The organism is Solimonas soli DSM 21787 (assembly GCF_000474945.1).
Lineage (GTDB): Bacteria > Pseudomonadota > Gammaproteobacteria > Nevskiales > Nevskiaceae > Solimonas > Solimonas soli.
In genome coordinates this window covers 256320-278186 of the sequence record NZ_AXDW01000001.1, presented here as the reverse complement: position 1 = coordinate 278186, position 21867 = coordinate 256320, and the positions used below count along the sequence as shown (strand labels likewise).

Sequence of the window (21867 nt, the reverse complement as noted above, 5' to 3'; positions counted from 1 at the left end):
GCTAAGGCATGTACACGATTCTGGTGGTTGTTCAGGTGCTGGTCGCGGTGGCGCTGGTCGGCCTGATCCTCATTCAGCACGGCAAGGGCGCCGACGCCGGCGCGGCGTTCGGCAGCGGTGCGTCGGGCACGGTGTTCGGTTCGCGCGGTTCGGCGAACTTCCTGTCGCGCTCGACGGCCTATCTGGCGACGGTGTTCTTCGCCGTCAGCCTCGCGCTTGCCTACCTCGTGCATGGTCAGCGCGACACGAGCAGCGGCTCGATCGTCGATCGCGTCTCGACCGAAGCCGCCAAGGCGGCCGAGACCGCGCCGGCAACGCCTGCGGCTCCCGCAGCGCCGGCGACGACCGATGAAAAGAAGGCGCCCGTCGTTCCCGAATAGAGACAAATCGAAAACGAGGCGCTAGAATTCGCGCCCCGTTGCGGTACCCCGCGTTCTTGCCCACGTGGTGGAATTGGTAGACACACTACCTTGAGGTGGTAGCGGCGAAAGTCATGGGAGTTCGAGTCTCTCCGTGGGCACCAAAGCAAGCCGGCCGCAGTTGGGCCGGCGTTGTTGTTTATGGGGTTCCGCAGTGCCTTTTTTCGACGGGCCAGGCCCCGCTGCGCGCTCGGCCACATCGATCGTCTTCTGCTCCTCATCGATGGCCTCGACGGTCCAGGGTTTCCTCCGAAGAGGATGCGCTGTCCGACCAGCAGCATCTGGGAGACGGGCAAGGAGCCGAGTCACATGGTCTGCGCGTCGATGACGCCGGCCTCAGCCGGCTCGAACCGCCTTGGCTTTTTTCCTCGTTGCTTTCGCCGGGCCAGGCTTGGCCGGCTTGGCCGGCGGGTCTGCGGTTCCGAGTGACATGGAATGGGCCGCAGACGGGCTCAGGCGCCAGGCGAGCAGCCGCGCCGTGGCCTCTTGCAGGCGCTTGGTTCCGATGGTGCTCTGCACTTTCTTGGGGTCGCTGGATGCACTGCGCTCCATGGCGGAGACCAGCACGATCGCCTCGGCATAGGCATCACCGCGCGAACGCCGTGCGTCTTTCGCCGACGCCGCGTAGATGCGCTCGGCAACCTGTTCGAAGAATGGAACCACGATGCTGAGCCGTACTTGCTCGAAGCGCACGTCGCCGCGGTCGGCTTCCAGGTTGCAGTAACGCAACACCGAGCTATGACGTTCGTAGACCCTGTAGAAAGCCGAAACCAGATCGAAGGCGTGCCTGAAATCCGGTTCCTTGGCGTCCCAGGGCTGCTGAAGGATCTGGTGAGCCTCGGCCATCTCGGTGGCCGCGGCTTCGCTGAGCGCGAGCAGGACGTTGCGCACGTCTTCGAAGTACAGGTAGAAGGCGGCCGACGACATCTTGGCTTCCTTGGCGATCGACACTGCCGTCAGGGTCACCGGCGACTGCGTCCGCAGCAGGCGTTCTGCGGCTTCCATGAGCCTGAGTCTGGAGTTGTGTCCCTTGCGTCCGAGTTCCTGCCCCTGCTTGTTGGTCGTGATCGTCTGGCTCATGGACTCGGCTTCGGTTGTACGTTCCGCCTGGGCGATACAGCATTATTTTAGTGGAATCTTGCTGCCGTCATAACGCGCCGGGGCGAGGACTTACGCACGGCAGAGTTGACGATATATCAGCTGATGCGCCGGTGGACAAGCGCGGCCGCTGCAGGCCGGCCTGCGATCGTCGGCTCGTGCTTGCCGCTCGCGAATCCCGACTCGAAAAAAAACTGACGATATGTTGCTTGTCGGCCAATAGCTGAGTATATTTCAGTTTTATAAGCCCTCGTCTCGACAGGGGGCGTGTCAGCAGGAGGAGAGCGGCAATGGTGAGTAAGGCGAAACCGATCGCCGTCGCGGAGCCCAAAGACCTTGCGTCGTCGATGGTCAGTCCCTCGATGGCGGCTCGCGCAGCTGCCGGACGGCAGCTTTCGTTGGTGGCGGGCCGCTCATCACGGCACGCATCGGCCGCTCCCCGTCTTTGATCGTCTCCCGAAGAGCAAATGGCACGGCTGTGACGGAACAAGCAGGCCGTGCCCGCGTTCAGAAGGTCAGTTCCGGTAAGTGGCATCGTCCTACAACGTAGGTGGAGGAGAGAGAATGAACAAGAGAAAAAGCTGGCGATATTTGAAGCTGATGAAACAGCCGTTCGCCGTCGCGGCGGGGCTTACCGCGATGGGCGCGGCGCAAGCGGCGCCGATCAATCTGGGCGTGCCGGACTGGCGGCTCAACGCCGACACTACCCTGCGATTCAACACGGGCGTGCGGGTGCAGGATCGCGATGACAAGATCGCCGGCAACACCTTCAACGACGAAAGCGACTACAAGTTCGACCAGGGCGACATCATCAATGCCCGTCTCGACGTGCTCGAAGAAGTCGACCTGTCGTACCAGAACCGCTACGGCGTGCGCGTGTCGGGCGCGGGCTGGTATGACCAGGCCTACCACGACACCGACGTCAAGACCCATCCTGGCACCTACAACAGCACTTTCGTAATCCCCGAAGGCAGCCCGGGCGCGGGGACTGCGATACCCGTGAGCGTGCCATACTCGGAGCTGTCGAGCTATTACGGCAACCAGTATTCCAACTACACCAAGCGCTACTACCGCGGGCCGAGCGGCGAAGTGCTCGATGCCTTCGCCTTCGCACTGTTCCAGTTGGGAGACGTCTCGGTCAACGTCAAGGCCGGCCAGCACACCATCTACTGGGGCGAAGGCCTGTTCTTCGGCAACCAGGCGATCTCGTACTCGCAGGCGCCGATCGACGGCCTCAAGGCGATCACCAGCCCCGGCATCGAGACCAAGGAGGTGTTCCTGCCCGTGGCGCAGATTTCCTCGGTGGCGCAGCTGACCGGCAACCTGTCGGTGGCGGTGCAGTACTTCCTCGACTGGAAGCCGAGCCGCAATCCCGAAGGTGGCACGTACCTGGGTGCGGTGGGCTGGCTGTTCCAGGGGCCGGACCGCTTCTTCACCGGCACCGTGCTGCCCGGCGCCGTCGTCGGCGCGTCGACCGACCAGCCGGTGTTCCTGGCCCGCAAGTCGGCGAACGAGCCCGACGCAGAGGGCAACTACGGCGCAATGATGCGCTATGCCACGCCCTGGTGGGGCGGTGGCCAGTTGGGCCTGTATTACCGCAAGTTCGACGAGGTCACGCCCTACAGCGCGCCCGAGGTGGTTCAGACCAGCCCGACGCCCAGTGCGGAAGGCGGCCTCAACGCCGGCACCTATGCCCTGGCCTATAACCGTGGCACGCAGCTGGTCGGCGCCAGCTACAGCCAGGCGCTGGGCGGCATCAGCTACGCGGGCGAAGTCTCGTACCGCTTCGACAGCGCGCTCAACAACGTGGGCATCGCGGCCGATGGCAGGGGCCCGCGCGGCAACCTGCTCAACGCCGTGGTCAACGCGATCATCGTGCTGCCCACCACCTTCGTCGCGCCCACGGGGCAGGTCATCGCCGAAATCGCCTATACCCACCTCGACAAGATCACCGATCACGAAGAGCTCTACAACGGAAACGGTACCGCCAATTGCCCGCCGGGCAGCGGCGGCAAGCGTGCCGGCTGCTCCACCGACAATTATCTGGCGGCACAGGTCAATGTCGAGCCGCAGTGGCCGCAGACCTTTGCCGGCGTCGATCTGTCCGCGCCGATCAGCGTCAGCTACGGCATCACCGGCAACTACGCTGGCATCGGCGGTGGAAACCAGGGCAGCATGGTGTATTCGGCCGGCATCAAGGCCTTCATCCGCCAGCTCTACGAAGTCACGCTGTCGTACCAGGGCTCCTATGCCAAGCATGAAGACGTCAACGATGCGGGCTACTACCCGGGCGGCTCCGGCACTTATTTCTACAATGATCGCGGCCGCATCATGCTGACGGCCAAGACCACTTTCTGATTGGAGGCACCGTGCAAATGAAGATGAAATCGATGCTGGCCGTAGCAGTCCTTGCGACTTTTGGCGCCAGCGCCGCTTCGGCTGCCGTGAGCGAGGACGAGGCCAAGCAGCTCGGTACCACGCTCACCCCCTGGGGCGCCGAGAAGGCCGGCAACGCAGAAGGCACCATCCCGGCTTACACCGGCGGCCTGACCACGCCGCCGCCCGGCGCCAAGGCTGGCGACATGAAGCTGATCAACCCGTTCCCAGCTGACAAGCCGCTGTTCCGCATCGACAACAAGAACAAGGAGAAGTACAAGGACAAGCTGTCCGAAGGCCAGCTGTACCTGATGGAGCGTTATCCCGACACCTTCTTCATCGACGTGTACCCGACGCGCCGGACCGCTGCGTTTCCCAAGTACGCCGAGGAGGGCATGATCTACAACGCCACGCACGCCAAGATGGTGGGCGAGATCGACGGCGTGGAAGGCGCGCATCCCGGCGTGCCGTTCCCGATCCCCAAGACTGGCGCCGAAGTGCAGTGGAATTCCAACATGCGCTTTCGCTGGCCGCAGATGGATCTCACCTTCGAGGCTTACCTGGTCGACAGTGCGGGCCGGCTCAACTTCATCAATCGGTCCGAAGATTACTTCTACCATCCCTTCAGCGCGCCGGACAAAATCGGCACGCCGTTCACGGCGCGGCAGCTTCTGCATCTCGTCGCGCCGCCGCGTCAGAACGGCACGGCGGTCGTCACGTGGAACTACGTCAGCTATGCCAAGAACGACGCGTCGGTCTGGATCTACAATCCGGGCCAGCGCCGGGTGCGCCTGGCACCGGAAGTCAGCTACGACACGCCCAATGCCACCTATGGCGGCGCCGACTTCGGTGACGAGGGTGACACTTTCTACGGCAAGCTCGACCGTTACAACTGGAAGCTGATCGGCAAGCAGGAGATGTACATTCCCGCCAACGACTACGATTTCCAGTTCCACACCAAAGTCGCCGATATCGCCCTGCCGGGCAGCTTCAAGACCGACAAGTTCCGCTGGGAGCTGCGCCGTGTCTGGGTGATGGAAGCCACGCTCGCGCCGGGCAAGCGCCATGTCGTAGCGCGCAAGCGTTTCTACCTCGACGAGGACACCTGGAACGAAGTGATGTGGTCGGGCTGGGACGCCAGCGGCAAGTACTACCGCACCATGATCTCTCCGCAAACGCAGGACTACTTCCATCCCAGCGCCTACACGCCGGCCAACATCGTGTTCGATCATTCCAGGAACACGGTGGCTTTCCTTGCGCACATGGGCTGCGACGAAGGCTGCGGCATGCGTTCGCTGGAAAAGCCGCGTCCTGAAAACGACACCTCGCCGGACTACCTGCTCCAGCAGGGCGTGCGCTAGGCGCCTTGGCGGCGTCGCCCCGGGTCCGGCCGACCGGGGCGACGTCGAATCGAGGACAGGCGACGGCGAGGCGGTTCGCGTTCCGCTCGCTCGCCGACGGGCTCTATCGTAGGGAAGGCCGGCCAAAGCCCGCACTGTCCCGGAGACGATTTTCATGCGTCACAGTTTGTCGTATCTGCTGATATGCGGGCTGGCCCTGGCGAGTGCCGGAGCGGCTGCAGCCAACACATTCAAGGATCCGGCGGTGACGCCGGCTCCCGAAGTGCCCAACTCGGTGTCGTCGGCGCCGCTGCTGGCGGGTGCGCTTTCCGGCACGCGCATCGTCGCAGTAGGCTTGCGCGGCGTGATCGCCACCTCCGACGACCAAGGCAAGACCTGGAAGCAGCAGCCGTCGCCGGTGTCTTCCGATCTCGTGGCGCTCTCGTTCGTCGGCGACGGCAAGGGCTGGGCGGCGGGCCATGACGGCGTGGTGCTGCACACCGAGGACGGCGGCAACACCTGGGTCAAGCAGTTCGACGGTGCCGCGGCCTGCAAGCGCATGACCGCCTACTACCAGCAGAAGCTCGACGGCGGCGACGCCTCGGTCCAGCCGTACATCATGCAGGTCAAGGGCAACTGCGGCGATGGCGCCGGTGACTTGCCATGGCTCGACGTGCTCTTCGTCGATGAGCACAACGGCTACCTGGTGGGGCCTTTCGGCAACATCATGGCTACCGCCGACGGCGGCGCGAACTGGGAACCCTGGCAGCACAGGATCGACAACGACCGCGGCCTGCATCTCAACCAGATCACGCGCATCAACGGCGAACTCTACATCGCGGCCGAACAGGGCGTGGTGTTCAAGTGGGATGCCGGCAAACAGAAGTTCAAGCTGCACCAGACGCCATACAAGGGCACGTTCTTCGGCATTACCGGAGACAGCGCCAAGCTGATCGCCTTCGGCTTGCGCGGCACCGCATACGCCAGCGCCGATGCCGGCGAGACCTGGACGGCGATAGAGACCGACGCGGGCGCCGCGGTGAACGCCGCCGCCACCCTGGCCGACGGCCGCGTGATCATGGTCACGCAGAACGCGCGGGTGCTGTTGAGTACCGATGCGCAGGCCCGGCAGTTCAAACCGCTCACGGTCACGCGGCCGATGCTTTTCGCCGACGTGGTCCCGATCGCGCCCGACGCGGTGGCCGTCTTCGGCACCGCCGGTGTGGCCGTCGAGTCGCTCGCCACGGGCCGCTAGGGCTTTCAGGAGATTCACGATGGCCGTTGCAAAGAACTCGATCGACGACATGCCGGTGATCGCGCGGGTCGAGGATTTCGACCGCCGCTCCGGCGGCTTCGTCGAGCGGGCGGTGTTCAACTTCCGCGGCGTGCTCATCGTGCTGTGCGCGATGGCCACCGTGTTCCTGGGCTGGCGCGCGACGATGCTCACCGTCAACGCCAGCTTCGACAAGATGACTCCGCAGTCGCATCCCTACATCCGCAACTATTTCGAGAACCGCGACGCACTGGGCGGCCTCGGCAATTCGGTGCGCATCGTGGTGGAAACCAGCGGCGACGACATCTTCGACCCCGACTATCTGCAGACCTTGCAGAAGATCAGCGACACCGTGTTCCTGATCCCGGGCGTCGACAGGCCATGGATGAAGTCGCTATGGACCCCGCTGGTGCGCTGGACCGAGATCACCGAGGAGGGCCTTTCGGCCGGTGCGGTGATGCCCGAAGATTACAACGGCAGCAAGGCGTCGATCGACCAGCTGCGCGCCAACGTCTACCGCGCAGGCCTCATCGGCGACCTGGTCGCCAATGATCTCAAGTCGAGCACGGTGTTCGTGCCGCTGCTGGACCACGACCCGGACACCGGCGCGCCTTTCGACTACCAGCGCTTCGCCGGCGAACTTTCCAAGATCCGCCACGACTACGGTTCGGACAAGGTCAAGATCCACGTCGTTGGCTTCGCGCAGCTCGCGGGTGATCTCATCGACGGCCTGTACAAGGTGATGGGGTTCTTCGCGGCGTCGGTGCTGATCGTGCTCGCGGTGCTGTACTTCTACACGCGCTGCGTGCGCTCGACGCTGCTGGTGGTGGCCGCCGCGCTGGTCGCGGTGCTGTGGCTGCTCGGCATCATCCAGCTGCTGGGCTATGCGCTGGACCCTTACTCGGTGCTTGTTCCCTTCCTGATCTTCGCCATCGGCGCCAGCCACGGCACGCAGAAGATGAACGGCATCATGCAGGACGTGGCGCGCGGCACGCATCGCTACGTGGCCGCGCGCTACACGTTCCGCAGGCTGTTCCTGGCGGGCCTGGCGGCCATTCTGTGCAACGTGGTGGGCTTCGCCGTGCTCATGGTCATCGACATCCCGGTGATCCGCGACCTCGCGCTCATGACGTCGATCGGCGTGACCATCCTGGTGTTCGTGGTGCTGCTGCTTCTGCCCGTGCTGCTGTCCTACGTCGGCGTGAGCCCGCGAGCGGCCAGGCGCCGCCTGGACATCCAGCGCAGGGAAGCGTTACCGGGCGGCGAGCCGCTGGGCCAGCGCCTTCTGCTACCGTTCACGGAACGCCGTTGGGCTACCCTGGCGGTGGTGCTCGCCGCGGTGGTCGCGACGGTGGCTTTCGGCATCAGTCGCAATCTCAAGGTGGGCGATCTCGACAAGGGTGCGCCGGAGCTGTGGCCCGATTCGCGCTACAACCGCGACGTCGCCTACGTCAACGAGCACTACGGGCTTTCGTCCGACCAGTACGCGGTGATCGTCAAGACACCGCCCGGCGGCTGCGAGAAGTTTTCCACGCTGGTGGAGATGGACCGTCTCGCGCAGACGCTGCGCGCGGTGCCGGGCGTGCAGGTGGTGGTGTCGGCGGCCGACGCCATCCGCTCCACCACCACCGCGCTGTACGAAGGCTCGCCCAAGTGGCTCACCATCAACCGCCGCGAGAACGTGCTGCTCAACGCGCGCGACTACATGGTGGCCAACAGTCCCGACCTCACCAACCGCGAATGCGCGGCCGCGCCGCTGATCGCCTACCTGTCGGATCACCGCGCCGACACGCTGGAACGCGTCACCGACACGGTGATCGCATTCGCCAAGCAGCACGACACCGACGACCTGCACTTTCTGCCCGCGGCGGGTTCGGCCGGCATCCAGGCCATCACCAACATCGTGGTGCACGATTCCAACCGCACCATGCTGATCTTTCTCTACACCGCCACCTCGCTGCTCTGCCTGCTGGCGTTCCGCAGCTGGCGTGCGGTGATCGTGGCGATCGTGCCGCTGGTGATCACCTCGGTGATCTGCGAGGCGCTGATGGTGGAACTCAACATCGGCATGAAGGTGGCCACGCTGCCGGTGATCGCGCTGGGCGTGGGCGTGGGCGTGGATTACGCCTTGTACCTGCTGAGCATCCAGCTGCAGGTGCAGCGCAGCGGCGGCAGCCTGCGCGAGGCCTACGCGCGCGCCCTGGGCTTCACCGGGCGCGTGGTGCTGCTGATCGGCTTCACGATGGCGGCGGGCGTGGTCACCTGGGCGTGGTCGCCCATCAAGTTCCAGGCCAACATGGGCCTGCTGCTGACCTTCATGTTCCTCTGGAACATCGCCGGCGCGCTCGTGATGATTCCGGCGCTGTCGTATTTCCTGCTGCGCGACGAAGGCCGCGAGCGCCATGCGGCGGCCGTGCCGGCCTAGTCCGCCGCAGCATCAATCAATCAACGGAGCAACTCATGGATCTGGGCATCGCAGGCAAGGTGGCATTCGTTTCCGGCGGCACCAAGGGCATCGGCCGCGCGGCGGCCGAACTGTTCGGCAAGGAAGGCTGCAAGGTCGTGGTCACCGGCCGTGGCCAGGCGGGCATCGATGAAACCGTGGCCGCCATCAAGGCCGCTGGCGGCAGCGCTGCCGGCATCGCGGTGAACCTCACGCAGCCGGCCGAGGTCAAGCGCGCGGTCGAGTTCGCGGGCGACACCTTCGGGCTGCCCGACATCGCCGTGACCAACGTGCACCTGGGTGCGGGCGGCGCCGAAGGCGAGGGCACCTTCGACACGCTCAAGGACGAGGAGTACCTGAAAGCCTTCAACGACCTCGCGATGAGCGTGGTGCATCTCACGCGCGCGGTGATCCCGCACATGAAGCAGCAGAAATGGGGACGCCTGATCAACGTCGGCTCGGCCGCGGCCAAGGAGCCGCCGCCGGAAATGGAGCACCTGCTGCACAACGTGGCGCGCGCGCCGGTGGTGGTGCTCAACAAGACCCTGGCCAACGATCTCGGTCCCTTCGGCATCACGGTCAACACCGTGGGCACCGGCTGGATCCTCACGCCGTCGGTGAAGCTGTTCGCCGACCAGCTGCAGATCGGCAAGGAGAACATCGAGAACTACATCCAGAAGACCTTCCACATTCCGGTGAACCGCTTCGGCCAGCCCGAAGAAGAGGGCGCGCTGATCGTGTTCCTGGCCTCGCAGTACGCCGGCTACATCACCGGGACCTGGATCCCGGTGGACGGCGGCATGCATCGCTCGGCCTGGTAACAACATGAGCGCGTCGGGCTGGACCGCGCCGGAACGCCCGGCCTGGATTCAGCAGCTCAACGGCGAAGCCTGGGACATGAGCCCGCGGGCGCTGGTGCCGCTCGAAGCCGACGAGCTGATCCGCACCGCGTCCGACAGCCTGGGCTTGAGCGATTTCGGCGACGATCGCTGGCGCGAGCCGTTCGCGGTACTGGTGAAGGCGCTGAACGAGGAGGCCGAGCTGAACCTGTTCGGCCGCCTGTTCACGCGCGACGAGTTGCTGCGCGCGCTCAAGGGCCGCCTGCAGATTCAACAGGCCTATACGCAGCATCCCGAGATCGACGACGAGGTGATCGACGCGCCGGTGATCATCACCGGCCTGCCGCGCTCGGGCACCTCCATCCTGTTCGAGATCTTGGCCGAAGATCCGCAGTTCGGTCCGCTGCTGAGCTGGGAGATCGTGCTGCCGTGCCCGCCGCCGGAAGCCGCGACCTATCGCAGCGATCCGCGCATCGAGCGCGCCGAGGCGATCCTCACGATGTACGACCGCATCGCGCCGTCGTTCAGGGCGATGCACGAGATGGGCGCGCGCCTTCCCAACGAATGCAGCGAGGCCTTCATCTACTCGTTCATGTCGGACAACCTCGCCGCACGCCTCGACATCCCCAGCTACATCAACTGGCTCTACGCCAAGGCCGACTGGGGATACATGTACGGTTACCATCGCCGGCTGCTCAAGCTGCTGCAGTGGAAGAACCCGCGCCGGCACTGGCTGCTCAAGGCCCCGCCGCACCTGTGGCATCTGCCGGATCTGCTCGAGGTGTTTCCGGATGCGCGCGTGGTGCACACGCACCGCGACCCGGTGCGCTGCAATGCCTCGAACGCCAGCCTGCTCGGCACCCTGCGCTGGATGCGCAGCGACAAGCCCTTCGACATGTCGAGCTTCGACAAGGTGCTGACGCCCGAGGCTACCGCCGCCGGCCTGGACATGGTGATCGACCAGATCGAAAGCGGCGTCGTGCCGCGTTCCAGCGTGTTCGACGTGCTGTACGCCGATCTGATCGACCGTCCGCTCGATGCGCTCAAGGCGCTGTACACGCGCATGGGTCTGACGCTGGCACCGGAGGCCGAGCAGCGCATGCAGGCTTATATCGCGGCCAAGCCGCAGGGCAAGTTCGGCGCTCACCGCTACCAGACGGCGGAAGGCGAAGAGGAGCGGCGCGCACGCGCCTGCTATGCCCGCTATCAGCGGCACTACGGTGTTCCCGCGGAGCGCTGACAAAACGCTGATACACGCCGGCAGCAAGGAGCAAGCGGTGACGAGCAACGATTCGCACGATGCCGAACTGGCACTTGCCTGGGACGATTTCTGTGACCGCCTCAGGTCCGCCAAGGAGGTGGTGTTCCGCGACAACGCAGCTGCCACGCCGCAGGACCGCGCCGCCGGCCTGCGCATGCTGGCGCGCAACATCGCGCTGGCGCTCGACATCCAGTACGAAAACAACGATCCGCTGCGGCCCGAGCTGACGCATTACTTCGACTGGCGCCGCAAGCAGGGCGGCGACAATGCCGATGCGCTGTATCTCGGCGCCGCCATCGACGGCGCGCAGACCTATCGCATCAGCGGCGTGCTGGGCAGCGCGGCCTTCGTCGCCTTCACCGTGATCGACGCCGGCGCCACGCCCTGGGGCGGTGCCGCTTCCGCGACGATCCTGGCCAGGGATCTGCAGGCCGATGCCGACGGTCGTTTCGAGTTGCGGCTGAGCCCGACGCCGCAGCCAGGCAACTGGCTCAGGACGAGCGAGAAGACCATCCGCGTCACCATCCGCCAGTTCTTCGGCGATTGGGAAAACGAGCAGCCGCTGACGGCGCACATCGAACGCCTCGGCGACGCGCTGCCGCCGCCCGGGCTGAGCGTCGAGAGCCTGACCGCCGGCTTGCGCCGCAGCGCCGACTGGCTCGGTGACGTGAGCCGCTACTGGCACAACACGCTGACGCTGTGGCAGCAGCGGCCCTTGGAGTTCCTGTCGTTCCGCCAGCTCACCCACAACGGCATCGACGCCACGCCCGGCGGCGAGCCCTTCCTGGCGTACTGGCAACTGCAAACGGACGAGGCGCTGATCATCCGCGTGCGGCCGCCCACGCAATACAGCTTCTGGAACTTCGAGTTCGGCAACTGGTGGATGGAGACGATGGACTACCGCCATCGCCTCAGCGGTACCAATCATCACCACGCCGTGCTCGAAGACGACGGCGAGCTGATCCTGGTGGTATCGCAGGACGATCCCGGCGTGCCCAACTGGCTCGATGCCTCGGGCTACTCCGCCGGTTATCTGGTGTGCCGCTGGATGGGTGCGAGTTCCGCGCCGCAGCCGACGATGCGACGTGTGGCGCGCAGCGAGCTGTTCGCACAACTGCCGCCGTCGGTGAAGCGCATCGATGCCCACGGCCGGCAGCAGCAACTCGCCGCGCGGCGTCGCGGCATATCGAAGCGCTTCGCGGGTATCTGACATGAGTGAGGCGATGACATCTGCCGATCCGCTGCTGACCGGCTTCACGCTGGCCGGCGTGCCTCTGCGCAACCGCTACGTGATGTCGCCGATGACGCGCGAATTCTCGCCGGGCGGTGTGCCGGGCGACGACGTCGCCGGCTACTACGAACGCCGCGCGCAGCACGGCTTCGGCCTGATCGTGACCGAGGGCATCGGTATCGACGATGCCGCCGCGGTCGACAAGCCCGGCATCCCGCTGCTGCACGATGCCGCGTCGATCGCCGCGTGGAAGCGCGTGACCGATCGCGTGCACGCGGCCGACGGCGTGATCCTGGCGCAGCTCTGGCACCAGGGCCCGTTCCGCGATCCGCGCGGCAGCCGTCATCCGCACATCGCCGGGCTGCGGCCTTCCGGCATCTGGGGGCCGGGCGATGGCGTGGTCTCGATCACGCGCGAGCAAGTCGAGTACCTGCTCGCCGAAACGCGGCCGATGAGCGAGTCCGAGATCGGCGACGTCATCGCCGCCTATGGCCGTGCGGCCGCCGCGGCGGTCGAAGCCGGCTTCGACGGCGTCGAACTGCACGGCGCGCACGGTTACCTGATCGACAGCTTCCTGTGGAGCTACACCAATCGCCGCAGCGATCACTGGGGCGGCGACATTGGCGCGCGCACGCGCTTCGCCGCCGAGGTGGTGCACAGCGTGCGCGGCAGCCTGGGCCTGCGGCCGCTGATGTTCCGCTTTTCGCAGCACAAGCAGCAGGATTACAAGGCGCGGCTGGCGACCACGCCGGGCGAGCTCGAAGCCTTGCTGGGCCCGCTGGCCGATGCCGGCGTCGATGCCTTCGACGCGAGCGCGCGTTCGTTCGACCTGCCGGCCTTCGAGGGCTCCCCGCTCACCCTCGCCGGCTGGGCGCGCAAGCTCACCGCCAGGCCGACGATGGCGGTGGGCGGCGTCGGCCTGGGCAAGCCGTTCCGGCCTTCCGATGGCGGCGCGAGCCTGGTGGAGGGCGTCAACAATCTCGACCGCGTGCGCGAGCGCTTTGCGGCCGGCGAGTTCGACCTGATCGGCGTCGGCCGTGCCGCGCTCAACGATCCGCGCTGGATCGAACGCATCGCCGCGGGCGAGCCGCCGTTGCCGTTCGACCCGGCCAATCTGCTGCGCCTGACCTGAATTGAAGTCCCGGCACTACCGGGACGCGGCGACCGCTCGACCGGCCGTCGCAAAAGAGAAAACCAAGTAGCGGCTGCCATCGCAGCCGCTCAGAGGAGGAGAGGTCGATGAACCGGAGCATTCGCGTCTGTGCCCTGATCGGGCTGCTGTCCACTTTCCTGCTGTTCGTGGCGATCTGGCCGGCCTGGCAGATGCTGCCGCCGCTGTCGCCGCTGCTGACGGCCGCCGAAGTCGCCCAGCACTTCCGCGACCATCGCATCGGCATCATGCTGGGCGGCGTCATCGTCACGCTGGCCGGCTCCTTGTACTTCGTCTTCCTGGGCGGTCTGTTCGCCTGCACCAGGCGCATGGAATCGGCAGGCTCGCCGCTGTCGAACGCGGCGGTCATGGTCGCGGTGTTCGGCTTCATGCCGCTGTTCCTGCTCGCCGTGTTCTTCATCGAGGCGGTGTATCGCCCGGAGCTCTCGGACGACACCGTGCGCTTGCTGTTCGACCTGGGCGTCTACATGCTGGTGTTTCCGGCGATGCCGGCCCTGGTCCTGTACGGCGTCGTCGGATTCGCCGTGATCGGCGACGTCAATGCCGCACCGATCTTTCCGCGGTGGATCGGCTATCTGAGCTTCTGGGTCGCGGCGCTGTCGGCGCCCGGCTGCATCCTGCCGTTCGTGAAGAGCGGCCCGTTCGCGTGGAACGGGCTGTTCAGCTTCTGGGTTCCGGCCATCGTTTTCGGCATCTGGATCGTCGTCGTCGTCTGGGCGATGTGGCGCGGCGCCCGGCATCCGGCGCTGACCGCGGCGCGCGCGCGTGCGCTCTGAAACCGCATTGCCGGCCGCAGCGAGGCGCCTGCCCGGCGAGGCCGGCGTCTGGGTGTTTATCTTCGGCGACCTGCTGATGTTCGGCCTGTTCTTTCTGACCTACATGGCGTATCGCGCTGACGATCCCGCGCTGTACCGGGCCTCGCAGCTCCAGCTCAACCGCGGCTTCGGGCTGTTCAACACCCTGCTGTTGCTGAGCAGCTCGCTCGCCGTCGCGCTGGCAGTACAGGACGCGCGCGCCGCAGGCCGCCGCGCGCCCGCGCTGATCCTGGCCGCGATGGCCTGCGGCGCGGGGTTCTGCGCGGTGAAGGCCGTCGAGTACACAGAGAAGATCGCCGCCGGCATCACGCTCAACAGCAATCCTTTCTTCATGTTCTATTTCGCCTTCACCGGCATTCACCTGCTGCACGTGCTGATCGGCCTGGGCGTGCTCGGATTCATGCTCAGCAAGCTGCACGCGCGGGACGCGGGCACCATCGGCGCGCTCGAAGGCGGCGGCGCCTTCTGGCATCTGGTGGACCTGCTGTGGGTGGTGCTGTTCGCGCTGTTCTACCTGGTGCGCTAAGCCGTGATCGCCCCGTTCGCAAGAGCCATTCCGTGGCGAAGGCCCGTGGCATGAGCACCCGGCGCCGCGTCATCGGCGTCTGGCTGCTGCTGATCGCCGCCACGCTGCTGTCCTGGGAATCTACGACCCTCGGTGCATGGCAGCACCTGGCCAGCGTCGCGGTCGTCGTCGTGGCTTTCCTCAAGGTCCGTTTCATCGGCCTCGATTTCATGGAGCTGCGCCATGCGCCGCTGCCGCTGCGGCTGCTGTTCGAAGCCTGGGTGGTGATGGTGTGCATCGCCATCCTTTACTTTTACCTGTTGAAGGGCGACCCCGCCGTCTGACCATCCGCTGAGGCAAGCACAGGGAGAAACTGTATGGACCTGAAATTCGAAAGCCGTCATCGCGCCTTGGTCACCGGCAGCAGCGCCGGCATCGGCGCCCAGATTGCGCGCGTGCTCGCGTCCGAAGGCGCCTCGGTGGTCGTTCACGGCCGCTCGGAGGCGCGGGCCCGCGAAGTGGCCGAGCAGATTCGCGCCGGCGGCGGCAGCGCCGCCTTCGTCGTCGGCGATCTCACCGACGCCGAGCAGGCCGGGCGTGTGGCACGCGAAGCGGTGGCGGCCTTCGGCGGCATCGACATCCTGGTCAACAATGCCGGCGGCGCCAATCCGGAGAACGGCAATATCCCGTTCTTCGAAGTGCCGGTGGAACATTGGGCGCCGATGTACGACAAGAACGTGGTCGCCACCGTGCGCCTGATCCATCTGCTGGTGCCGGCGATGCGCGAGCGCGGCTGGGGCCGCGTGATCCAGATCGCCAGCTCCGCCGCGACCACGCCGCCGGCGATGGTGGCCGAATACAACTCGGCCAAGCTCGCGCTGGTCGGGCTGACCCTGAGCCTGTCCAAGGCGCTCGCCAAGACCGGCGTGACGGTCAACACCGTGTCGCCGGGCATCGTGCGCACGCCGACCTTCGACGAGTGGATGCTCGGCGTCGGCGCCGGCCTGGGCTTCGGCGACGACATCCGGCGCACCGAGCGCTACGTGCTCGACAATTTCTGGACGCAAACGGTCGATCGCGTGGGCGAGGTCGAGGACATCGCCAATCTCGTCGCCTACGTCGCCAGCCCGCTGTCGGGCTACATCAACGGCACCAACCTGCGCGTGGACGGCGGCATTTCGCCTGCCATCAACTGATCGGCTCGGCTCAGGCGGCGGTCGGCGGAGAAGTCTGCGGATTGGGCGCTGGCGGTCCGCCGAAGTATTCGCGATAGCTCGGCGGCTGCACGCCGTCGGCGTCGCGGATGCCGTATTCGAGCGCCAGCTCGGCGACGATCAGCGCCTGGCCGGAGCGCTCCATCAGCTTCGGATCGTGGTACATGGCCGCCATCACATGGCCGCTGAATTCCGTCGATTCCACCACGCGGAAGCTGCCGGCCGAACCCGCGCCATAGCCTTCGCCGCCGGCCTTGGCGGCGGCGGCTAGGTGCCGCTCCGTGGCCACCGCGCCGTACCAGTAGGAAACCGCCGCCACCGCGTGCGGACGCAGCTCCACCGCCAGCTCGAAGGCGAGCCGGTCCTGCCCCACTTTCTGGGTGCCGTAGACCGGGCCCAGCCCGATCATGCTCGACAGCACCGAATAGGTGGAGGTGTTGACGATCAGCCCCCTGCGCTGCGGCACCATGAGCCTGGCCGCATGCCAGCTGGCGACGAAGGACGAGCGCAGGCCGACGTCGAGCAGCCGTATCGTGTCCAGCGACTTCTCCCAGAATGGCGCGATCAGGCTGGATTCCTCGGTCAGGTGCGCCGCGTTGTTGACCAGGATGTGCAGGCGGCCGTTCTGCTCGGCCGCGACGCGCTCGAACAGCGCGGCGATCTGCTCGTCGCTGCCGAAGTCGCAGATCACGCCGATGCCCTTGCCGCCAGCGGCGTCCACCTGTTCGGCCACCTCGGCGACCGAGCCCTTGTAGGGCGACTGTCCGGCCTGCGCGGTGCGGCCGGTGACGTAGACCGTCGCCCCGTGCCGGCCCAGCGCCCGCGCGATGCCGCTGCCGATGCCGCGGCTGCTGCCGCTGACCACCGCCACCACGCCACTCAGATCCTGATTCACCGTTGCTCCTCCGTAAAAAGCGGCGCCCGCTGCCGGGGTCTCAAATCGTCGAAAGGCCCTTCACCGGCTGCATCTTCTGGTCGACCAGCATGGCCGACGGCCCGCAGCCGCGCAGCAGGAAATTGCGGCGTTCGAGCCAGCCGTGGAAGTAGCGCAGGAAGCGCTCGTCGTGGTCGGGACTCGCCTGCGGAATGAGGGCTTCCAGTGCCCACTCGGCGGCTTCGCTGTCGGTCTGGCGCTTGCCCAGCAGCTCGGAGGCGCCGTCGAGATCGGCGGCGACGATGTCCGGCCCGTAGCGGTTCCAGCGGTCCAGATACAGCCCCAGGCATTCCATGCGCTGGCGGCTGAATCCCGGCGCATCGTCCGGGCCGGATTCGGACATCGTGGCGATGCCCTGGAACAGGCGCGCATAGCCACCGCCGTAGTTCAGCGGACGTTCCAGCGGATCGGCGATCGCCGGCAGTTCGATGCCGATGGCCGAGGCGATCGAGGTCATGGTCCAGCGCGAAGTGCCGAGACAGAAACTCAGGTAGGTGACGTAATCATCTTCCGGGCCGGGATCCTGAGCGAAGGACGACATCAGCAGCGGCGTGCAGTTGGCGAAGGCGGCGGTGTGGTATTCCAGCGAGAACTTGTCGGCGCGATCGCCGGTGAGCTGTGCGTAGCGCTCGACCAGGCCGTCGATGTTGTCGATCGGCTCCGAGGGATCGCGGATGCGCATGCCGGCGAATTCGGAGATGGGGTCGCCGATGTAGCCGAGCTCGAAATCGATCAGGCCGGTCAGCTGGTGGCCGTCGAACAGGAACTGGCCGGAGTCGCCGGTGACGAAGGCGCGGCGTGTGCGATGGGCGGGCACGTTGCGGCGCACCCATTCGCAGACGAATTCCACCACCGCGAAGGGCTTGCGCTTCTTCTTGCGGTACAGCCGTTCACAGAGGCTGTAGAGGTTCAGCGTGGTCTCGCGCGGCGTCTCCGGAATCGTCAGGCCGGCGGCGCGGAATTCCTCGATGTCGATCGAGTGCAGCTTCACCAGCGCCTGCACGTACTGTTCGCGGATGGCGGCGCGCGCCTGGTCGCTGACGGCGGTGCTCAGGCTGATCTGCCCGCGCAGGCGCTCCATGACGATGGCCAGCGGCTCCTCGATGAGGCCGCGCACTTTCGGCGCCGGCACGCCGTGGCGTTCGAGGATGCGATGCACCTCCATCTCCTGCCGCAAGCTCATCGGCCCGACGTAGTCCACGCCGCGGCGTCCGCGCACGATCAGCGATTCGAGGCCGGCGGGCGTCTGCACGTCCACTTCCCAGGCGGGACGCCAGCGCGCCTGTCGCACGAAGGCTTGCACCTTGCCCAGATGGCCCTCCAGCCAGGCGTGCACGCGCTGGTCGTGCGCGTCGAAAGCGGAAGTGTCGATAGTGCCCATCTGCGCGTTCTCCGTTGCGGTTGAAGCGGTGTGCTGCCCGTGGACGCCGTGAGTGCCGGCGTTGATGCGCGTGCGTCCGGCTCAGAGGTCCGGCAGCTTCGAGGGCATGTTGGTGTCCTGCAGGCCGCCGTCGACATGCAGCACCGCGCCGGTGATGTAGGCCGCCGCCGGCGACGACAGGAACAGCGCCGCGTTGGCGATGTCCTGCGGCTCGGCCAGGCGGCCCAGCGGCGTTCGCTCCTCCATCTTGCGCTTGGCTTGCGGGTCGGCGACGAAGAAGCTGTCCATCGCCGGCGTGCGTACCGCGCCCAGCGACACGCAGTTGACACGCAGCTTGGGGGCCAGCTCCTGCGCCATCGCGCGCGTGAGCTGCTCGACCGCGGCCTTGGCCACGCAGTACGAAGCCATGCCGCGGATGCCGAAGCGCGCCGCGCCCGATGAGACGTTGAGCACCGAACCGCGGCCGGCCTCGAGCATGTACCGCGACACCGCCTGGGTGACCAGGAAGGCGGATGCCGCATTGAGTTCGAAATGCTGCGTGAAGTGTGCCTTGTCGATGTCGAGGAAGGGGCGGAACACCGCGCCGCCGGCATTGTTCATGAGGATGTCGATGCGCCCGCCGAAAGTCGCGAAAGCCTCGTCGGCCAGACGCTGCACGTCCTCGGGCCGGGTGACGTCGGCCAGCACCAGCCGGCCGCGGCCGCCGGCTTTTTCGATCAGCGCAACGGTTTCGGCGCCGCTGCCGCTGGGCAGGTCCACGCAGACCACGGCGGCGCCGGCTGCGGCGAGCGTGAGCGCGCTGGCGCGGCCGATGCCCTGGCCGCCGCCGGTGACGATGGCGACCTGGCCGTCCAGCCGGAAGGATTCGGGAAGCATCGCGTTGGCAGACATGAGAGTTCCTTGCGAATCAGAGGGACGGCGAGGGCGTCGCGGAGGTCCGCGGTCTTTGTCGTCGGGTGGTTTGCGGGCTTAGGGGACGGCGGCGAGCGCCGCCGCCTGCGTCGCCGGCAGCTGCCCGGCAGCGCGCGAGACGCGCACCGGCACGCCGCTCATCAGCGGAATGCCGGAATACGGGTCGAAATCCTGATCGTTGCGCAGCAGCCGCGCGGTGCTGCTTCCGGATTCGGGCCGGTCGGGCTGATCGGGATTGCCGCCCCAGCAATGGCTCATCGACACGCAGCCGCGGCGCACGTCCGGCGCCGCCTGCGCCACGCCGAGAATGCTGCCGCTCGCCGAGCGGATCTCGACGATGTCGCCGGACCCGGCGCCGATGCGCGCCAGGTCATCGGGGTTCATGAACGCCGGGTTGTAGGCCCAGGGACGCTGCTGACGCGGGTTGTCGTGCCAGCTGGAATTGAGCACGTCGTGCATGCGGCGGCTGAGCAGTCGCAGCGGGAATTCTTCAGCGCCGGAGCGGGCGGCGCTGGCGGCGGCGATGCGCGCGAGCTCCTGCATCATCGGTTCGGCGCCGAGCTGGAGGCGGCCGCTCCAGCCCTCGGGCTTCGGCTGGACCCGCGTCAGGGGGCGCTCGAACACATGGCCGCCGGCTCCGGCGGCGCGCACGCTGTCGTAGTCCACCGGCGCACCCTTGAGCACCATGCGCCAGATGTCCTGCGTGGTCGGCTTGTGCTGCATGTCGACCTCGCTGCTCTGGGCCGCGGCGCGTGCCGGATCGAGGATCGCCAGCGGCCTGATCGACAAGGACAGCCCCATGTGGCGGGCGATGTCGTAGAGCAGCGACCATTCCTCGTGCACATCGGCGCCGGGCGGCGGCGCCTGCAGCGGCGGCGACACCTGCGCGTAAGGCGCCTCGTAGCCCCAGCCGGGGCCGAAGCTGCTGACCAGTTCGTTGACGGCGGTGGTGTTCTCCACCTCCAGCGACAGCGCCGGCGCCAGCACGTAATGCGCGTAGCGGCTCGTGCCCTCCAGGCGCGGGTCCAGGCAGACCAGCAGATCCAGCGTCTCCATCGCCGCCTGGGTCTTGAGCTGGTCGGGCCAGGCCGCCATCGGATTGCCGCCGACCACGATCAAGGCCTTCACCTGTCCGCTGCCGGGCAACAGGATCTCGTCGGACAAGGCGGCGGTCGGCAGCCCGGCCGCGGTGTCGGTGAGCCCGCGCACGCGCAGCTTCTCGCCGAAGCCGGCCGCCGGGAACGGCCCGGGCGAGGCCGCCAGCGGCGGCAGCGGGTCGATCAGCACGCCGGGGTTGACCTTGACCTCGCCGGCACGCAGCCACCAGCCGCGCAGGCTGCTCAGCGCGCGGCCCAAGTATTCGACGATGTTGGCCTGGCCGGACATGTTGGCGCCGGTGCCCGAGAACACGGCGCCGCGCCGCGCGCCGCCGAGCACCGTCGCGGCGGCGAGCAGTTCGTCGGCGCGGATGCCGGCGCGCTCGGCGACGTGCTCGGGCGTGTAGGGCGCCACCGCCTGTCGCAAGGCTTCCAGGCCTTCGGTCTCGGCGCCGACGAAATCCGCGTCGATGTGTCCGTCGGCCAGCAGCTGACGGATCAGGCCGGCGAGCACCGCCGCGTCCTCGCCCGGGCGGCACTGCAGGAAGACGTCGGCACGGCGCGCGGTCTCGGTCACGCGCGGGTCGACCACGATCAGCTTCATTCCGCGGTACTGCCCTTGCTTGAGCGTGCGCGCGGGATTCACGCCCAGGCCGCCGGTCATCGAGACGATCGGGTTGGCGCCGACCAGCAGCAGCGCGTCCCAGGATTCGATCGGCGGCGTGCCCGCCAGCCAGATGCCGTGCAGCGCCATGGCGATGCCCTTGCCGGGCTGGTCGATGGTCGCGGTGTTGAACACCATCGGGCTGCCGATGGCCTTCATCAACGAGTACGACAGGGCCTGCGCGGGGAAGTTGATGTAGCCGTGCGTGCCGATGTACAGCGCCACCGCGCGCGGTCCGTGCTCGGCGACGATGGCCCGCAGCCGTTCGGCGATCTCCGCTGTCGCCCGCTGCGCGGCGATGGGCGCATGCCGGCCGTCGCTCTGGCGCTTCATCGAATGCAGCAGGCGCGATGGCAGCGCATGCACGGTGGCCGCTTCACGGCCCTTGATGCAGGAATAGCCGTGGTACACGGGATCGGTCTTGTCGCCGCGGATGTCCCGGATCAGGCCGTCGTCGCGCACCGCCACCAGATTGCAGCAGGCCTGGCAGATCCTGCAGACAAAGTTGACCTTGTCGGTAGGCATGTTCTCTCCAATGCACCAGCGTCCGCGGACCGCGCAGTTTGGGAAGCGCAGTGATTGCGATGGTGCCGCGGCTGTTGTCGTTGTCGTCTGCGGCCTGCTCGAACGGGCAGCCGGCGATGCGTGTAGCGCTCCGAGCGCCTTGGTCTGCTCTCCTCCTGTATGCGGCGCATCGGACGTGCGCTTGAGGAATCAGTATAAAACTGATATAGCGTCAGTTACAAATATTGCCGGCCGGTGAATGCAGGAAAGCTGGAAGGCCCCGGCGCCTGGGCGGTTCGGGCCGAACTGCTTCATGGCCTAAAGATGCTTTACTATCGTAAGGTCAACTCCGCACCGCCCGGAGAAAAGCGCGCCAGAGCGGCGTGTTTT

The 21867-nt window shown here is 66.7% G+C and carries 18 protein-coding genes and 1 tRNA gene; 14 read left to right on the top strand and 5 right to left on the bottom strand.

Going from position 1 to position 21867, the window contains the following annotated elements:
* The first annotated feature begins 8 nt into the window (after window positions 1-8).
* The gene (gene secG, locus K344_RS0101315; protein ID WP_028079162.1) at window positions 9-380 is read left to right on the top strand and encodes a preprotein translocase subunit SecG; all 372 of its coding nucleotides are present in this window, start codon (window positions 9-11) and stop codon (window positions 378-380) included.
* Between the two features lie 58 nt (window positions 381-438).
* Window positions 439-523, top strand: a tRNA-Leu gene (locus K344_RS0101310).
* A gap of 232 nt (window positions 524-755) precedes the next feature.
* On the opposite strand, the gene K344_RS19580 is transcribed toward K344_RS0101310, so the two are convergent.
* A complete protein-coding gene (locus K344_RS19580) occupies window positions 756-1499 on the bottom strand; it encodes a TetR/AcrR family transcriptional regulator (RefSeq protein ID WP_051361756.1) in 744 nt (247 codons plus the stop codon).
* Between the two features lie 582 nt (window positions 1500-2081).
* On the opposite strand from K344_RS19580, the gene K344_RS0101300 reads away from it, so the two are divergent.
* The 12 genes from K344_RS0101300 (at window position 2082) to K344_RS0101245 (ending at window position 15967) form a co-directional block, all read left to right on the top strand.
* Window positions 2082-3875, top strand: a complete 1794-nt coding sequence (locus K344_RS0101300; protein WP_043113438.1) for a DUF1302 domain-containing protein — start codon at window positions 2082-2084, stop codon at window positions 3873-3875.
* An 86-nt stretch (window positions 3876-3961) separates the two neighbouring features.
* Window positions 3962-5254, top strand: a complete 1293-nt coding sequence (locus tag K344_RS0101295) for a DUF1329 domain-containing protein (RefSeq protein ID WP_051361754.1) — start codon at window positions 3962-3964, stop codon at window positions 5252-5254.
* Between the two features lie 154 nt (window positions 5255-5408).
* On the top strand, window positions 5409-6488 hold the full coding sequence (locus tag K344_RS0101290) for a WD40/YVTN/BNR-like repeat-containing protein (protein WP_028079159.1): 1080 nt from the start codon (window positions 5409-5411) through the stop codon (window positions 6486-6488).
* A gap of 19 nt (window positions 6489-6507) precedes the next feature.
* The gene (locus K344_RS19575) at window positions 6508-8931 is read left to right on the top strand and encodes an efflux RND transporter permease subunit (RefSeq protein WP_051361752.1); all 2424 of its coding nucleotides are present in this window, start codon (window positions 6508-6510) and stop codon (window positions 8929-8931) included.
* Window positions 8932-8966: 35 nt separating this feature from the next.
* Window positions 8967-9770 carry an SDR family oxidoreductase gene (locus K344_RS0101280; protein WP_028079158.1) on the top strand — a complete coding sequence of 268 codons (804 nt, stop codon included), beginning with the start codon at window positions 8967-8969 and terminating at the stop codon, window positions 9768-9770.
* 4 nt (window positions 9771-9774) lie between these two features.
* A complete protein-coding gene (locus K344_RS0101275; RefSeq protein WP_028079157.1) occupies window positions 9775-11028 on the top strand; it encodes a sulfotransferase family protein in 1254 nt (417 codons plus the stop codon).
* A 37-nt stretch (window positions 11029-11065) separates the two neighbouring features.
* Window positions 11066-12259, top strand: a complete 1194-nt coding sequence (locus tag K344_RS0101270) for a DUF1214 domain-containing protein (protein ID WP_028079156.1) — start codon at window positions 11066-11068, stop codon at window positions 12257-12259.
* Window positions 12260-12272: 13 nt separating this feature from the next.
* Window positions 12273-13412 carry an oxidoreductase gene (locus K344_RS0101265; RefSeq protein WP_028079155.1) on the top strand — a complete coding sequence of 380 codons (1140 nt, stop codon included), beginning with the start codon at window positions 12273-12275 and terminating at the stop codon, window positions 13410-13412.
* Between the two features lie 107 nt (window positions 13413-13519).
* A complete protein-coding gene (locus tag K344_RS19570; RefSeq protein ID WP_051361751.1) occupies window positions 13520-14227 on the top strand; it encodes a hypothetical protein in 708 nt (235 codons plus the stop codon).
* 7 nt (window positions 14228-14234) lie between these two features.
* Window positions 14235-14792 carry a cytochrome c oxidase subunit 3 gene (locus K344_RS0101255; protein ID WP_028079154.1) on the top strand — a complete coding sequence of 186 codons (558 nt, stop codon included), beginning with the start codon at window positions 14235-14237 and terminating at the stop codon, window positions 14790-14792.
* Window positions 14793-14842: 50 nt separating this feature from the next.
* A complete protein-coding gene (locus tag K344_RS0101250; RefSeq protein ID WP_028079153.1) occupies window positions 14843-15115 on the top strand; it encodes a cytochrome C oxidase subunit IV family protein in 273 nt (90 codons plus the stop codon).
* Between the two features lie 33 nt (window positions 15116-15148).
* On the top strand, window positions 15149-15967 hold the full coding sequence (locus K344_RS0101245) for an SDR family NAD(P)-dependent oxidoreductase (protein ID WP_028079152.1): 819 nt from the start codon (window positions 15149-15151) through the stop codon (window positions 15965-15967).
* A 10-nt stretch (window positions 15968-15977) separates the two neighbouring features.
* On the opposite strand, the gene K344_RS0101240 is transcribed toward K344_RS0101245, so the two are convergent.
* The 4 genes from K344_RS0101240 to K344_RS19565 form a co-directional block, all read right to left on the bottom strand.
* Window positions 15978-16880 carry an SDR family NAD(P)-dependent oxidoreductase gene (locus K344_RS0101240; RefSeq protein WP_028079151.1) on the bottom strand — a complete coding sequence of 301 codons (903 nt, stop codon included), beginning with the start codon at window positions 16878-16880 and terminating at the stop codon, window positions 15978-15980.
* A 40-nt stretch (window positions 16881-16920) separates the two neighbouring features.
* Window positions 16921-18300 carry a phosphotransferase gene (locus K344_RS0101235; protein WP_028079150.1) on the bottom strand — a complete coding sequence of 460 codons (1380 nt, stop codon included), beginning with the start codon at window positions 18298-18300 and terminating at the stop codon, window positions 16921-16923.
* Between the two features lie 81 nt (window positions 18301-18381).
* Window positions 18382-19191 (bottom strand): SDR family NAD(P)-dependent oxidoreductase, encoded by an 810-nt coding sequence (locus K344_RS0101230; RefSeq protein WP_051361749.1) that lies wholly within the window; start codon window positions 19189-19191, stop codon window positions 18382-18384.
* Between the two features lie 78 nt (window positions 19192-19269).
* Entirely contained in the window at window positions 19270-21498 is a 2229-nt protein-coding gene (locus K344_RS19565; protein ID WP_051361748.1) for a molybdopterin-containing oxidoreductase family protein, read from the bottom strand.
* Window positions 21499-21867: the final 369 nt, after the last annotated feature.